Origin of the sequence: Candidatus Aramenus sp. CH1 (assembly GCA_022678445.1) — an archaeon.
Taxonomy (GTDB): Archaea; Thermoproteota; Thermoprotei_A; order Sulfolobales; family Sulfolobaceae; genus Aramenus.
Genome location: JALBWU010000014.1, coordinates 13,771 through 28,317 on the forward strand (window position 1 = coordinate 13,771; position 14,547 = coordinate 28,317).

General features: G+C 51.4%; 15 protein-coding genes. 7 read left to right on the top strand and 8 right to left on the bottom strand.

Annotated elements, in window-relative coordinates:
• Window positions 1-27: 27 nt before the first annotated feature.
• Complete coding sequence (locus MPF33_10295) at window positions 28-747, bottom strand: creatininase family protein (GenBank protein ID MCI2415610.1); 720 nt, start codon at window positions 745-747, stop codon at window positions 28-30.
• Between the two features lie 186 nt (window positions 748-933).
• Here MPF33_10295 and MPF33_10300 point away from each other — a divergent pair, with 186 nt between their 5' ends.
• The 5 genes from MPF33_10300 to MPF33_10320 all read left to right on the top strand — a co-directional run bounded on the left by MPF33_10300 (window position 934) and on the right by MPF33_10320 (window position 7,422).
• Window positions 934-2,139 (top strand): FAD-binding protein, encoded by a 1,206-nt coding sequence (locus tag MPF33_10300; GenBank protein MCI2415611.1) that lies wholly within the window; start codon window positions 934-936, stop codon window positions 2,137-2,139.
• Window position 2,140: 1 nt separating this feature from the next.
• Window positions 2,141-3,331, top strand: a complete 1,191-nt coding sequence (locus MPF33_10305; protein MCI2415612.1) for an FAD-binding oxidoreductase — start codon at window positions 2,141-2,143, stop codon at window positions 3,329-3,331.
• 130 nt (window positions 3,332-3,461) lie between these two features.
• Window positions 3,462-4,583 (top strand): FAD-binding oxidoreductase, encoded by a 1,122-nt coding sequence (locus MPF33_10310; GenBank protein MCI2415613.1) that lies wholly within the window; start codon window positions 3,462-3,464, stop codon window positions 4,581-4,583.
• Window positions 4,583-5,785 (top strand): amidohydrolase family protein, encoded by a 1,203-nt coding sequence (locus tag MPF33_10315; protein ID MCI2415614.1) that lies wholly within the window; start codon window positions 4,583-4,585, stop codon window positions 5,783-5,785. Before MPF33_10310 ends, MPF33_10315 begins: the two co-directional genes overlap by 1 nt.
• Before the next feature lie 122 nt (window positions 5,786-5,907).
• Complete coding sequence (locus MPF33_10320; GenBank protein MCI2415615.1) at window positions 5,908-7,422, top strand: APC family permease; 1,515 nt, start codon at window positions 5,908-5,910, stop codon at window positions 7,420-7,422.
• 91 nt (window positions 7,423-7,513) lie between these two features.
• On the opposite strand, the gene MPF33_10325 is transcribed toward MPF33_10320, so the two are convergent.
• The 6 genes from MPF33_10325 to MPF33_10350 form a co-directional block, all read right to left on the bottom strand.
• On the bottom strand, window positions 7,514-7,810 hold the full coding sequence (locus MPF33_10325; protein ID MCI2415616.1) for a hypothetical protein: 297 nt from the start codon (window positions 7,808-7,810) through the stop codon (window positions 7,514-7,516).
• Between the two features lie 109 nt (window positions 7,811-7,919).
• Window positions 7,920-8,390 carry a hypothetical protein gene (locus tag MPF33_10330; GenBank protein MCI2415617.1) on the bottom strand — a complete coding sequence of 157 codons (471 nt, stop codon included), beginning with the start codon at window positions 8,388-8,390 and terminating at the stop codon, window positions 7,920-7,922.
• Window positions 8,375-8,605: a lycopene cyclase domain-containing protein gene (locus MPF33_10335; protein MCI2415618.1), complete on the bottom strand. Its 231-nt coding sequence runs from the start codon at window positions 8,603-8,605 to the stop codon at window positions 8,375-8,377. Before MPF33_10335 ends, MPF33_10330 begins: the two co-directional genes overlap by 16 nt.
• A 205-nt stretch (window positions 8,606-8,810) precedes the next feature.
• Complete coding sequence (locus tag MPF33_10340; GenBank protein MCI2415619.1) at window positions 8,811-10,007, bottom strand: MFS transporter; 1,197 nt, start codon at window positions 10,005-10,007, stop codon at window positions 8,811-8,813.
• 166 nt (window positions 10,008-10,173) lie between these two features.
• Entirely contained in the window at window positions 10,174-10,545 is a 372-nt protein-coding gene (locus MPF33_10345) for a diguanylate cyclase (protein MCI2415620.1), read from the bottom strand.
• Window positions 10,542-10,991, bottom strand: coding sequence for a PadR family transcriptional regulator (locus MPF33_10350; protein MCI2415621.1), 450 nt, complete (start codon window positions 10,989-10,991; stop codon window positions 10,542-10,544). The genes MPF33_10345 and MPF33_10350 overlap by 4 nt, the downstream gene beginning before the upstream one ends.
• A gap of 316 nt (window positions 10,992-11,307) precedes the next feature.
• On the opposite strand from MPF33_10350, the gene MPF33_10355 reads away from it, so the two are divergent.
• A complete protein-coding gene (locus MPF33_10355) occupies window positions 11,308-12,723 on the top strand; it encodes an MFS transporter (GenBank protein ID MCI2415622.1) in 1,416 nt (471 codons plus the stop codon).
• 119 nt (window positions 12,724-12,842) lie between these two features.
• Window positions 12,843-14,024, top strand: coding sequence for an MFS transporter (locus tag MPF33_10360; protein ID MCI2415623.1), 1,182 nt, complete (start codon window positions 12,843-12,845; stop codon window positions 14,022-14,024).
• 145 nt (window positions 14,025-14,169) lie between these two features.
• Here the strand turns inward: MPF33_10360 and MPF33_10365 are convergent.
• On the bottom strand, window positions 14,170-14,547 hold a 378-nt coding region (locus MPF33_10365), incomplete at its 5' end, for a transposase (protein MCI2415624.1).

Genomic DNA, 14,547 nt, shown 5'->3' on the forward strand with positions numbered 1-14,547 from the left:
GAAATATTACGGAAATTAAAGAAAAACTCATTGCTCTTTGTGAACCTCATTGACCTTCTCTCTCACCTTCAAGAACAGTTCCTCAAGTTCCCTTAAAGCCCTCATCATCGACGTTTCTCCCTTGCTGGCGTCCACCTCTATTCTCCCTCCAAGGTTGATCACCCCATGGAGGTTAGCCTCTTCGGTGGTTATGGTCTGGAATACGCCTTCCTTCACGCTCAAGTCCTTCACCTCGGAGATCTTCTCTAGCCTCACTAGCTCCCTCCTAAGGAACAACATCCTAGACGTCTCCACGGAACCGGCGTGCATGTCGACCCCCTGGAAGAGCCCCCTGTCCCTCCCCACCATGGAGAATAGGTAGACCTTGAACCCCCTGTTCCTGAAGTTGACCTGTCTCCTCACAACGTCGAGGACGCTCTCGTTACCTCCGTGACCGTTCACTAAGATCATTGACAGCAACCCGGCGTTCCTTGCGGACTCCATCAACTCGGTGAGGAAGTTGATCATGGTGACGTAGGATATCCCTACGAAAGGTTGTCTGCCGTGTTCCCAAGAACAGCCGTAGGTGAGGGGTGGGAAAAGAACTACTTCGTCCCCGTACTTGGACTCCAACTGCGACGCCAACCATTCAGCCACGATGGAGTCGGTGCCCATGGGCAAGTGAGGGCCGTGCTGTTCGACGCTACCTATCGGCATTACCCCTATCTTGCCCTTTACCTCTTCCCTAGTTATTTCAAGCAACTTCATGGTCTACTCTTCCCGGGAGGGGGTAAAAACTTAAGCCCTGGATTTTCTGGAAAGCGTTCAGGAAAAGCAGGGTATAGTGAGAGGAGAAACGAGAAGAGTTTCTAACTCCTCGGAAACAAACTAAAAAGCTTAAGGCGTGGACAAGTAAAACGCTTATTTAATAGTAGGTCAGAAAGTAACGTTAATATGGCGGACTTCTTGGGAAAAATAGGTAGAGAGGTAGAAGTGACTGCAGACCCAAAGGTAGTAGCGGAGAAGTCCAGGGACTTCAGCCATACGTCTCCCTTCCTTTTGGATTTGCTGTCTAGCCACAGGGCTGACGCCGTCGCCTTCCCTAGAAACGAGGAGGAAGTGGTCAAGGTAGTCGAGTTCGCCTTGGAGGAACACGTCCCCCTAGTGCCTAGGGCGGGAGGAAAGAACAACGTGGGTGGCGTCATACCGCTCAAGGGAGGGCTAATAGTCGACCTCTCGAGGCTTAGCTCCCTTTACGTCGGGGAAGGGGAAGTCACAGCAGAGGCCTCTGCTCCCTTCGCAAAGGAGGGGGAAATGCTCTTCTCTCCCAGGGTTTACCCCTCCACTTTCAACGAGGGGGCAACGGTGGGAGGGTTCTTCTCGGGAGGCTCTGGGGGAATAGGGGAGTTCAAGTACGGGAGGAACTGGGATTACGTCACGGAAGTGAGGATGGTCAACCCAAAGGGAAAGGTGGTGACGTTGAGGGGAGGGGACGTTAAGGTAGCTGCCCACGCCGAGGGGACGACAGGGATAGTGACTAGGCTCAAGGTCCTCACAAGGGAGAACGTGGACGACCCGGTCTACGTGGAGTTCGACGCCTTGAAGGAGGCGTTAAAGTTCGTGGACTCTCTTTACGACGAGTACTCAGTGTACCACGTCACCTTGAGGTCCCCCCAGATGTCCAGGCTCTCGGAGAACATAACTAGCGTTAAGACAGAGAAGTGGAACCTCTTAGTAGTCTGCGAGGAGGAGTGCCCTGTCTCGGGGAACAGGGAGGCGGGTAGGAGGCTATGGGAAAAGAGATTCCTGTTCTTCGGCGGTACCATTACTACTGCCATGGGCGTCACGAAGAGGAGGATCTACTACCTCACCAAGGACATACCCCTGGAAGAGGCTTTAGAAAAGTTGAACAAGGTCTCCGAGGTCACTATGATAGCAGACGTGGAGTTCGACATAAGGAGGATAGCCCACCCCTTCATTTTAGCGGACACTCCGGAGGCGTACTTCAAGGCTTGGCAAATTGTGGGAGGGACGAACTTCAACTTGAACAGCGTTTACATTAACGACAGGCTACCCAGTGACCACTTGAGGAAGATCATTTGGTACAAGAAGGCGTACGACAAGGAGGACTTGTTTAACCCAGGGAAGCTGAGGTGGTAAAATGGAGATGGGGAAAGTCAAGGAGAGACTGGTTAAGGAAGGGATAATCGTCTCGTCGAACGAGGTGATTGTGAGGGAGAAGTCGAGGGACTGGAGCTTTGTCTCCCCAAGGCTCTCGCACCTGTCGTCGAAGGTCGCTGACCTAGTGGTGTTTCCGAGAACAGAGGAGGAAGTGGTCAAGGTAGTTGAGGTGGCGTTGGAGGAACACGTGCCTCTAGTACCTAGGGGAGCAGGATACGGAACTGTTGGAGGGGCAATCCCATTAAATGGAGGGATCGTCGTAGACATGTCGTCAATGAATAGGATCGAGTTCCACGAAGGTTACGTGGAGGCAGAGGCTGGTGCGCCCTTTTCGTTTAACGCGAGGGTATACCCAACGATATGGTCTAAGGCAACCGTAGGGGGCTACTTCTGCGGAGGTTCCTGGGGAATAGGTTCCTACCAGTACGGGCCCAACTGGGACCAGGTCGTCGAGGTTAGGATGGTCAACCCAAAGGGAAAGGTGGTGACGTTGAGGGGAGGGGACGTTAAGGTAGCTGCCCACGCCGAGGGGACGACAGGGATAGTGACTAGGCTCAAGGTCCTCACAAGGGAGAACGTAAAGGACGTAGCAAAGTTGATCACGTTTGACACCCTGAGGGACGCGAGTAAGTTCGTCGAGAGGGTCTACGAGGAGGCGCTCCCGGTGTACCACATGACTATGAGGTCGCCGGAGATGGGGAAGACAACCGAGAAGGTAGTGGGGTTCTACACTGGGAAGTGGGAGCTGTTAGTAGTCCACCAGGAGGGCGAAGCTAGCGTGGAGGGCCTCGACGGCTCTCCCCTTTGGAACAAGAGGAACACGTTCTTCGCCGCGGTCTACGTAAACATGAAGAGCGTGAAAAAGGACTTGTACTACGCCCAGTACCACATACCCATCGAGGAACTGGAGGAAAAGGTGCAGAAGGTCTCGGAGTTCAAACCAATAATAGAGGCAGAGTTCGCCAGCGACTGGAAGGCCCACACGTACTTCCTCACGGAGTCTCCCCAGATTTTCCTTGAAGTGGAGAAGACCCTAGGTACCTCCAGCTTCAATCTACACGACATAAGGATAGACGGCAGGCTTCCAAGGGATCACCTCCACAGGATAAAGACGTACAAGAAGGCGTACGACAAGGAGGAGCTATTCAACCCAGGCAAGGTATCTTTATAAATAACTTTCAATGAAACAGCCTATTTTATAAAAAATATTTTATTATAGTTTCGAATTAAAACCTAGAGTTAGAAAAGAGTTTAAACCGATAGATGGAAAACAATTATACCTTAATTTGAGAGCTTATCCCATGGAGCTCTTGGACGTCTTGAGTAGGGAGTTCGAGGTGGTTAAAGACAGAGAGTTGCTGGCAAAGTATTCGGTAGACTACGGCTACCTCTCGCCAGAGATCTCGAGGCTGGCGAAGATGCCCCTGGCGGTGGTAAAGGTAAGGAAGGAGAATGACGTGGAGAAGTTGATGGAGTTGGTTAACGAGTATCACTTCCCGGTAGTAGAGCGTGGCAAGGGCACAAACACGCTGGGGGGCGCAATGCCCATCAAGGAGGGCTCCGTGGTTGTGGACCTGAGCGAATTTAAGGGCTTCGAGAAGAGGGGCGGAGAGCTTGTCTCTAAGCCAGGGACAGAGTTCGACGAAGTTGGAATACACGACCTCCCGGTTGTTCCAACTAGCTATTACATGGCGTCAATAGGCGGTTTCGTCACTGGGGGCTCACTTGGTTTCGGTTCCTTGAGGAACGGTGCAGTGTGGGACAACGTTGTTGGGCTAGAGGTCTACACGCCCAAGGGGAGGTTCAACTTGGAGGGGGAGGACACTTACTCTGTAGTCCAGTCAGCCGGCACTACGGGGATAGTGACAAAGGTTAGGATCAAGTTGGTGAGGAGGGGGAGGATATCTGTGAAGAAGATGAGGTTCTCCAGCTTTGAGGAGGCGCTGAACAGGGCGTTGGAGCTAGTGGACGAGGCGGAGTTCGTGAGCGTTAGGAACTACGCCTTTGCTAAGGAGATCTCAGATGAGCCTTGGGGGAAGTGGAACGTGATAGCCGGGCTAGAGGACGAGGAAGGGGAGTTCTCCTTCAAGGATGTTATCACCACTTTTGCCGGGGCCTACTTCACCGTGGTAAGCAAGAAACAGGTGTCCTATCAGTCCTATGACCTGCCAATTTCCTCTCTGGAGAAAGTCAAGGACCTTGACTGCATGATGGACGCTGAGCTCTCCAGGAGCAGGGGTAGGGTCTTCTCTCACACGTACTTTCTGGGCTGTGGAAGAGTTGAGGTATTGGGGAGAAGGTTCAACCTCCACTCCATAAAGGTCAATCACAGGGTAGAGGAGGACAGGCTGAAGAAGATCGTGGAGTTCAAGAGGGTGGTAGACCCAGACGACCTGCTCAACCCGGGAAAGGTGGACTTTTGATGATACTCAGCAACTTGAGGACTTTGGACGACAGGAAGGTCTCCATAGCCATTGAGGACGGGAAGATGCACTTCACTGACAGGGCTGGGGAGGACATGGGAGGGAGGTTAGTGCTACCTGCTTTTGTGGACTCCCACGCCCACATAGACAGCAACTTCCTCCTGGACGTTTGCGAGGAAGCGGAGACCGAGAAGTTCGAGGAGGCCTTAAAGGAACTCCTCGAGTGCAAGGAGAAGCTGACTGAGGACCAGATTTACTCGCTGGCCAGGAAATCCATTCATTACTACGCAAAGCACGGCTCCCTCTTTGTGAGGACCCACGTAATGATAGACGGCAAGAAGTGGAGGGAGAGAGTGAGGAGCGTTGTAAGGCTTAGGGAAGAATTCAAGGGTATCGTGAACCTGCAGGTAATAGGGTTCATCCAGAGCTACGACTACTACGACAAGGAACAGGAGGAGAAAGTGTATAAGGTGGTGGAGATGGGTCTTGACGGCATAGGAGGTCAGCCTCACCTACAGCCGTCAGTGGAGGACGGCAAGAGGATGATAAAGTCGCTCTTCGACGTGGCAACGGAGAGGGGCCTATTCCTTGACTTCCACGCAGATTACGCCGACGAGCCCGATTCAAAGTTTAGTGAACTCATAGTCTCTGAGGCACTGAGCAGGAAGTACAGGAAGGTCGCGTTAAGCCACTTGACAGCTCTGCATTCCTATTACGACGACTACGCCAGGAGGTTCATGAGGTGGCTCGCAGAGGCTGGGGTCAGCGTAATAGTCTCGCCAATAACCGTTTTGGAGGAGTCTGGGGCACACGAGAACTATCCAAAGAGGAGGGGAATAGCTAGGGTTAGGGACCTCCTCTCCTATGGCGTGAACGTAGCCCTTGGCCACGACGACATACAGAACCACTTGAACCCGTTGGGCGTTGGGGACTTAATGCAGTCTGCCTTTGCGTTGGTAATAGGCGAGTACATGTACTTCAAGAAGTACGTTAACGCGATATTCGACATGATGACCTATAACGGGGCAAAGTTGCAGGGCATAGAGGACTACGGGCTGGGTGAGGGGAGGCTAGCTAGTCTGGTAGTACTGGAGGCGAGAGATCCGAGGGAGGCAATAAGGTCTATATCCCCTAGGAGGTTGGTGGTAAGCAACGGGAAAGTCGTCTACTCCAGGAGGGAGACTGAAGAAATGTTTATGTAGAACAGTGACATTCCTTGTTTCATCTAAATGCTGTTTAAATGTAAGCTATAATTTTTGTTAAATATTCATAATAATACGCAGAAAGTTTTTAACTAATTTAGTAAATCATATTATGATCTGAAATGAGTAGGTCAATTTTCGTGAGGGAGTCCTCCGGTCTTAGGAAGGAAGTAACGTCTCTGGACGCGATAATGCTAAACCTTGGGAACATGTCAGCAGGCGTAGCGCTGTTTACAGGGATAAGTCCCTATATAACCCCGGGAGGGGTGATCTGGATAGCTGCAATAATAGGCCTGCTATTGACCTTGCCCCAAGCATATATGTACACGAGGCTGACCTACGAGATTCCTAGGACTGGAGGTGACTACGTGTGGATCTCCAGGACTTTTGGCGGGCTTCCAGGGTTCATGATGGCCTTCGCGCTAATGATAGAGTCTACAGCGTTTTTTGCGTTGACCGCCTACTTCTTTTCGCAGGCAGTAGGCTCAGTGATCTCGACGATCGGTACCTTGGACGGCAACTCAGTCCTCGTATCCCTCTCCAGTATCCTGCAGACCCCTGTTTACTCTTACGTCTTAGGGGCTGTGCTCTTTGCGGTGATTATAGCGTTCAACGTGTTTAAGGCAAAGTACGGCTACGTCCTGGTCACGGTCTCCGTAGCCATTGCCCTCATCGCCACTCTTATAGCCATGGGAGTTATGGCCGCCAACATAGGGGACTTCAGCGTCGCAATACAGCACTTCCTAACAGCTGAGGGCATAGCTCCGTCTTCCAACTACGCGTCCTCAGTTTCCCCACCTAGCCTCGCAGCTACTATGGCCATCTTGCCCTTACTGGCCATATTTACCTACCCGTGGATGCAGGCAGTCCCCGCGGTGGCAGCGGAACTAAAGAAGGTCAAGTACGCCGCTTACGGCATCTTCGTCCCCCTACTCCTGACGGGGTTCTTAGTAACAGTTGGCTTCTTCCTGCTCTACCAGGCTGGGGGCTATGTCTTCACAACTTACATGTTCACCAACCCCAACTCCGGTTTTGTCTACACCTTCTGGACGGTGGCCATGGGCTTGACAAGCAACTACGCGCTACAGTGGATAATAGGCATAGGCCTACTAACGTGGGAGTTCGCCATATTAGCTTACGGCGTCCTCGTCTTCGCTAGGTACATATTTGCCATGGCGTTTGACAGGATAATGCCAGAGTTCTTCACTAGGCTGAACAAGCAGGGCTCCCCGGTCTACACGCACTTGTTCGACCTAGTACTCACCTTGGCCATCCTCGTTGTCCCAGTGGTGTCTGTGTCAGGGGCGACCGCACTATATGGAGCAGAGGTAATAGGGATGATCTACTTCCTCGTTGTGGGTCTAGTGGGCACGTTCAAGGGGTTGCAGAAGAGGTCGTTCCTGCTTGCGGGCCTTTCAGCCTTTACCGCTGGGTACTTCGTGTTCCTCACCTACGAGTCGGTCACCAACCCGGTGTTCAGCTTCGTCACTTCCAATGGCGCCCCAGACCCGATAACCTTAGGGTTCGTCATAGGCTCGTACGTTGTCGGTGCGTTGATCTACCTGGTCAGCAAGTACGTAAACCAAAGGAAGGGCGTGCCTCTAGACATGGTGTTCAAGGAAATACCGCCTGAGTGAGTTGTCACCAAGTTAAGCAGTTTTCTTAAGGTACTGTTAAGGAATTGTTTTTAGTGCTGACGCCCCGCTCTGTTGCCAAGTTCTCCTTTGCTTAACAGTTCGTTGAAGTAGATCTCGTTGACAAATAGCCTCGTGAACCTGAGCTTGTTGAAGCCCCCAGGCTGGGCCCCCTCTCCTGTCTTATCCTAAAGTTTACAACGTTCGCGTCGTCCCTAAGTCTCATGGACAAGTGGACGTCCTCGTAACCGTTTATGAAAGTCTCGTCGAACACCTTTCCGTCTATCACTCTCCTGTTGAGGGCCATGAAACTACCCGCGTTCAGGAAGGAGTCCTCCACAAGCCCGGCGAACTTAATGAATGGGTCTACCATTGAGTCTACCATGACCACTCGTTTCACTTCCAACCTCTCTCCGCGCCTCCGTAGCAGGCGTCCCTAGACCTCTGCCTGAACTAACCGGAATACCTTCCTCACTACTTCCATTACCTTTACGAACTCCTTAGTGGGCCTCACAATGGACACCTTGGTAAGTGTGGTAGGCAGAGGGCCTCGCCATGACTAGCACTCTGTTAGTCGTGGCCAGTGCGTCGACCAGTTTCTTGGCGTCATCGACCTTATGGACGTCGTCGTTTGAGACCACTACCCACTTGGGCCTGTACTCCATCACCCTCTCTATCCCCGCGTTTACGCTCCTGGCGTAGTTGAAGTACTTTCCACTGCTCTCGACAAAGACAACTGGGAGGGGCTTAAACACCTCCCTCGCTTCCCTGGCAAGGGGGGAGTTGACGCTCTTGGTAGGAATGACAACCACTACGTCCCCGTTCGCTTCCCTCTTAACTTCTATCTTCGCTGAGGGCCTAGTCCTCATCCACCTCATTATCTCCTCATTGGAGAACTTGTACACCCTCTCCACTTCCCTAGGGTCGTTACTAGAGTAGCGCTCCTCCAAAGCGTTCACGCCTTGTTCCAAACCCTCCCACCTACCCTGTAGAACGAGGTGTACAAGTTCATCGTTGAAAAGGAGTAGACGGCGTCCTCCACTGGTATAGTGGTTATGCGTACCCCCACGATCGAGTGTGGTCCGTAGACCACTACCGAGAGGGAAGTGAGGAAGTAGTCAAACACGAAGAACGGGACGTAGGTGAGCCCAACGAATGTCCAGAGACCTAAACATGGTTGGGTCAACTAGCTCCACCGCGACCAACGAAGTGGAGAAGAAGAGGAGGTCGAGGCACGTGTAGGAGTAACCCCTAAGGGCAACAGCTAGGGAGAACCCTAGGGCTGAAGCCCTAGTATTTCCCCCTGCTCACTTTACCTCCTTGTCCTTCGCCCTCTGCTCCAGGAAGTCGTATATCATCAAACAGGCAAAAAGACGCCGACTACCTTGGCGTTATCCTGTTTGTCTTTGTTTACTGTGCATTTCCGCGTCACCCTTGACTGCAGCGTCAACTGCGCCCACGTACCTCCTCAGCATTGCCAGGAAAGCCAACACAAAGGGAACTAAGAGAACGAAGAGTAGCCTTATGCCCAACGCTTGTGCCACTACACCGTCCACCAGCGGAGTGACGACGCCAATGAGCATCATAATTGCGAAGAACTGGCTGTTTGCAGCGTTCCTCTCCTCCGCCTTAAACGTCCTGCTTATGGAAATCACAGACAAGGGGTATGTTATCCCGTGTGGTATGCCTAGCACTAGGAGCGCCCAAAGGAACAGAAGCGAGTTACCACTTAACGTAGCCAAGGAGAGGCCTATTACCGTTAAGCTCACGGAGAAGGTAACAAGTCCAGAGATCCTCTCCGCTGGCCTCAAAAAGAGGTAGAGCCTGGCCAGGAACGAAGTAACGAAGAAGGCCGAGAAGAATGCCGTCACCTCTGAGTAGCTCAGTCCAAAAACCTCCTTGGCGTAAACCCCGGCAAAGGCAGTGATTGTAGCAAATGGCACGTTGTAAGACAGGATGTTGAGCACCGCCACTTTAAACCCAGGGTTCGAGAATACCTTTACCTCTACCTTCTTGCCATTAGCCTCCTGCGGAAACTCTAAGAAGAACGATAGCGCGAAGGCCAAGAGCGCAAAGGGCTCGAACCAGAGGAAGACGTATCTAAGGGGGGAGAACTTGAGCACTACCGACTCAACTGCTGGCCCCACAACGAGGCTTACGCTCAAAGCCAACGTATAGATTGAGAGCAGCCTCTCCCTGGCCTTCCTGTCCTCTAGTAGCCCCGCTGCGTTTATCACGTTTGGCATCATGAGCCCCAGAGAGAGACCTGCAACTGCTGACAGCGCCCATACTAGGAGGGAGTTGGAGTAATAGAAAAGCGGTAGTATAAGGGCGTACACTGCAGTAGACGTTATGAAGGCCTTCCTCCTGATGGGGGAGGTGAGCCTGGAGTTTAGGATTCCGCTGGAGATAAAGGTGGACAACGCGATGACAGCGGAGACAAGGCCTATCTCAGTGTTGTTAAAGGAGAACTGGTACCTCGCCACCAGCGGTATGGTAGTTATCAACATGTTGTTGGAGCCCCTTATTGCAATGGTCAGCGGTACTATAATGAGTAAGGCCTCAAGGAAAGTCAGACGTTTTGGCATAAAGTATAGGTAACATTGTTATCTATTTAAACATTAGTCTGTACTCTCTATAAGGAGGACATACCAGAAAAGACCGTGTTCCTTCTGAGGACGGACAGCTTAAGAAAGTTCAAAACGTAGAAAAGACCTTCTACCTTTGAATTGAGGAAAAAGGGTACTTAAGAGCTCAATGATAGTGATGCTCTCCGTGGTGACGTTCGCCGTGGGTAGGCTTGTCGGTATTCACAAGTTTTCCCTCTAGGAACATCTTTACTGCTTCGTCTGCAGTAGTCCCCGGCTCAGCCAGAAACACCTTCGCCTTTCCTTGGAGGAACCTAATCCCTGGAGGGCCTATCTCTACTAGTATGAACGCTGTTGCCCCCTTCTCTAGGGCTGACTTTAGCATATGCACTCCCCTGACGTATGTGGCGTTCAGCGCGGGGTTATCGTATTCCTCAACAAGCTTTGCCTCCATGCCGTCGACCTCGTATATCCTTACCTTTTCTCCCTCTCCTGGTCCATCTACGTAGCCGTTAGTTACCGGTACTGCCACTTTCATCTTGACACCACCTGCTCAAGTCTACTTGCCAAGGCTTTTAACCTTTCCCTTATTTTCTCGAACCTCTCAGGCTCGCTCTTCTTCAGGTCCTCCAAGTACTCCACGACGAACTCTAGCTCTTGCTCTACGTTCTCGCTACCCGCAGGTACCCAGCTAAGCCTCCCCATTACAGAGTCTATCCACGCCCTTCCCTCGTCGGTGAGCTCGTACTTCCCGTCCTCCCTTTTCCTTATTAGTCCCTCTTCTACCATCCTTGCCAGCATTGGGTAGAGGGAGCCAGGGGAGGGAACCCAGCCCATCCCCAGCCTCTCTACACTCCTCATTATTTCCACGCCGTTCTTTGGCCCTTCCTTTAGTGAGGTCAGTATGAGGAACCTCAGTCCCCTCCTGTGCCTATGATGCATCCCGTGGTGGCCGTGTGCCCAGTGCATTTCCCATCCCATCATATCTAAATTTAGATATCGATTTCCCGATATATAAACTTACCCATAAAGGCACTTGTGACCGAGTGGTAAAAGGGGTCCTTCGTAGGCAAGGGAGGTGATCAGAGTCACTAGAGAGGGCGGAGCAAGTTATGGCACTGAAGGAAACGTGAGAACCTTAGCGTGCTTAGAAATTGAGAAACGCGATGGGTTCACGTGCGCCCTTTCTTGAGTTCCATTTTTCTAGTCTCTAACCTCCGTAACCTTACAATAGCCTCCCTTCTAAGATTTAACATTGTTAAAGATAATTTTATAATTCGTTACCTAAAAACTTCATCCTATGAACACCAAGCTCATCCTTCTAGTACTGGCGCTTGGGAATTTAATGGCGGCAATAGACACGACCATAGTCCTCCTTGCCCTTGCCACGATAACCCTAGACCTGCACACAGACCTCTACTCCTCGATCTGGGTACTTCTATCGTACCTTTTGGTGCTTGCAGTTATGTCTACCCAGTCGGGGAGAATAGGGGACATCTTCGGTAGGTCCAGAATTTACAACTTGGGCTTCGTCATATTCACGGTGGGCTCAGCCCTTGCGGGAGCTTCCCCAAACGTAGACCTGCTCATAGCCTTTAGGGTCTTGCAAGCTATTGGCGGGGCTCTAATATCCTCCAATAGTTACGCCATAATAGCCGACGTCTTCCCTCCCACCATGAGGGGAAGGGCTTACGGCGTGACTGCCCTGGGCTGGAACGCCGGTGCCCTTTTAGGCATAGTGTTGGGGGGCTTCCTAACCACATTCCTTGGGTGGAGGTATATCTTTTACATAAACGTGCCAATAGGCGTGGTAGCGGTGGCACTGGGTCTAAAACAGCTCAAGGACGTGAACAAGGTCAAGTCATCCTTGGACATTACGGGGAGCTTGTTCTTGGCAGCGTTGCTAACCTTAATATCCCTAGGCGCAATGTACATAGCCGCAAACGGAGTTTACATTGAGGACATTGTGGAGATACTCTTGGGTTTAGCCCTTGTCCCGGCGTTCATATTAAACGAGATGAAGGTGGCAAACCCAATCATAAACTTAAAGGCGTTCAAGGTAAAGATGCTCTCCTACTCCCTCTTCTCTTCCTTTCTGCAGGGTATAGGGGGCCTCTCCTTAACCTTCCTTCTGATAATGTACTTGCAGGGCGTGAGAGGCCTCTCCCCCTTGAACTCCTCACTCTTGTTAACGCCAAGCTACTTAATAGCGAGCTTTCTGGCCCCATTCATGGGAAGGGTTGCTGACAGGGGAAAGCCAGGGACAGTGGCTGGAGTTGGGCTACTCTTTATCTTTGCCTCCCTGATGGCCTACTACTTCCTATTGACCCCTTCTTCCTCCTATTACCTAATTCTAGGGATCTCTGCAATAACCGGTGTCGGCTCCTCTATGTTCTGGCCAGCTAACGCTACTGCAATAATGTACACTGCACCGAGGGAGTACTACGGCTCTGTGTCAGGGATATCGAGGACCTTAGGTAGCGTGGGCACAATCTTGAGCTACGTGCTTAGCATAACCGTGGCCACCTTGGTAATACCGAGGGACGTGGCCTTTGAGATATTCCTGGGAACTGGTTCCCTTAACGGCGACGTATCCAACGTCTTCGTGAACGGGCTCCACTTTGCCTTCCTCGTTTCAGCTCTGATTATAGCCATGTCTGCAGTGTTCTCTGTGCTAGGAGGTAACGTAAAGGCCCCCGGGAAAGTGAAGGGATAGGATTCTTTGAGTTTTGGAAAGTTCTAGAGTTTCTGCTCTACTTTCCCCTAGTTTACGGTTACCAGCTTTTTGTTGTTTATGAAGTCAAGCTTTTAATCTAGATAACAGTGTTATCTATTATGCAACCTGCCAGGAATCTGAGAATTTTGTCAGTAACTTCTCTCGCCCACTTCATAAACGACGGCACGTTCCTTATCTACCCACTGCTAATAGTGTATTACTCCACGGAGCTCCACGTAAGCGTGGTCTTCCTGGGAGCCTTGTCCATAATATACGCGCTGCTTTCTGGCATACTTTCTCCCGTCATAGGAAACTTCGCAGATAAACACGACTTAGACGCGCCGTTAATGGGGCTGGGCATATTCCTCGAGGCAGTGGCGGTCATCTTGTTTGGGGCTTCGTTTGCCCTTCCCCCAGGGGTGTACTACTTGTCAGCGCTAGGAGCTGTAATCCTTGGAGTTGGGCAAGCCTTCTACCACCCCATCGGCGGGGCAGTGCTCTCTAGGACCTTTGGTAAGAGCTCTGGGAGGGCGTTGGGCATAAACGGCTCCATGGGTAGCGTAGGGAGAGCAATTATGCCTTCTGTTGTGACCTTCTTCATATTGTCCTTCGGTGAGAGCACGGGGCTGTTCCTAGTAGGGGCAATAATGGTGATTGCCACAGCCGTCATATACTTTGGCCTGAGGTTCTACAGGAGGGGTAGCGCGGAGGAGATAAGGAAGACGAAGGAGAGGCTTGAGTCCAAGTTCGTTAAGTTCTTGATCATATTGGGGGCAATCGTGTTCATAAGGTCCATGTTCATAACAGGGGTCACCACTTTCACCGGGGAGTACATATATCAAGTTTACCTTTCCAAGGAGCTAGCTGGGGTCTTCCTAACTGTGGGTTTCATGGGTTCTGTGCTCGGTCAACCGTTATTCGGCTGGATGACGGAGAAGGTAGGGGGTAGGGTCACCTTCGTGGTAACCAGCGTACTGAGCATAGCGTTCTTCCTGCTCTTCATGGTCTCCAGCAGAGGCCTAATCTTGGCGTCGCTCTGGTACACGCTCTTCACGCTCTCCGCCTTTAGCGCTTTCCCGGTCCTGCTGAGCTACGTGAGCCAAGTGTTCCCGAGGAGCTTCTATACTCTTGCCAACTCCTACATCTGGGGAATAGGCAACACGGTAGGAGGGGCAATGGGAAACGCCTTGATAACGCTGTTGCTGGGCCTCAATTACTCAATCTTCGAGTCGTTTTACGTCATGGTAGGGCTGGCTGTTCTGTCCACGCTCTTGACACCGTTAATACCCAAGAGGGTATGAGACTAACTTGGTGTGACGTTTTCCTGGACTTCTATTCATGTTCTCACTCTACCTCAGAGAGTACCGGTGACGCGTTGTAGAAAAGCTCACCTTCCCACCTTACCCCTTAGCGCCCTCGAAGAAAACAAGTCCAGACTTACACTCCTTAAGTGACTAAGCTTTTTGAGCGGTAAAGGTCTAGGATCTGACCCACTCCCCGCCCTGCGAGGGTTCCGCTAGGGTCTAAGGCGTTACTCCCCTTTATGGGAGTTACTCCGTGATGTGACGAGAAAAGAAAAAGCTTCTTCAACGCGTTAACAATCTTCTTAACTCCTAGTTTCACAATGTTTAACGCTCCGTTGACGTCGCTGTGAAGCTTATGGCCAAGAGGACATTTTACGACTCCCCTAGGCCTTCTATCAACCTTAACATCATGGTAAGCGCAGAAACGCGAGGTATTGTACTCAATCACTAGGTACGTCTTTATGCCGTACTCGTGGAGTTTGTTCGCTAATGCGCCAACTTGCGAAAAGACCAAATTTGA

Coding starts and splice junctions, on each gene's coding strand:
- MPF33_10295 (MCI2415610.1), bottom strand. CDS start 747: ATGAAGTTGCTTGAAATAACTAGGGAAGAGGTAAAGGGCAAGATAGGG.
- MPF33_10300 (MCI2415611.1), top strand. CDS start 934: ATGGCGGACTTCTTGGGAAAAATAGGTAGAGAGGTAGAAGTGACTGCA.
- MPF33_10305 (MCI2415612.1), top strand. CDS start 2,141: ATGGAGATGGGGAAAGTCAAGGAGAGACTGGTTAAGGAAGGGATAATC.
- MPF33_10310 (MCI2415613.1), top strand. CDS start 3,462: ATGGAGCTCTTGGACGTCTTGAGTAGGGAGTTCGAGGTGGTTAAAGAC.
- MPF33_10315 (MCI2415614.1), top strand. CDS start 4,583: ATGATACTCAGCAACTTGAGGACTTTGGACGACAGGAAGGTCTCCATA.
- MPF33_10320 (MCI2415615.1), top strand. CDS start 5,908: ATGAGTAGGTCAATTTTCGTGAGGGAGTCCTCCGGTCTTAGGAAGGAA.
- MPF33_10340 (MCI2415619.1), bottom strand. CDS start 10,007: ATGCCAAAACGTCTGACTTTCCTTGAGGCCTTACTCATTATAGTACCG.
- MPF33_10345 (MCI2415620.1), bottom strand. CDS start 10,545: ATGAAAGTGGCAGTACCGGTAACTAACGGCTACGTAGATGGACCAGGA.
- MPF33_10350 (MCI2415621.1), bottom strand. CDS start 10,991: ATGATGGGATGGGAAATGCACTGGGCACACGGCCACCACGGGATGCAT.
- MPF33_10355 (MCI2415622.1), top strand. CDS start 11,308: ATGAACACCAAGCTCATCCTTCTAGTACTGGCGCTTGGGAATTTAATG.
- MPF33_10360 (MCI2415623.1), top strand. CDS start 12,843: ATGCAACCTGCCAGGAATCTGAGAATTTTGTCAGTAACTTCTCTCGCC.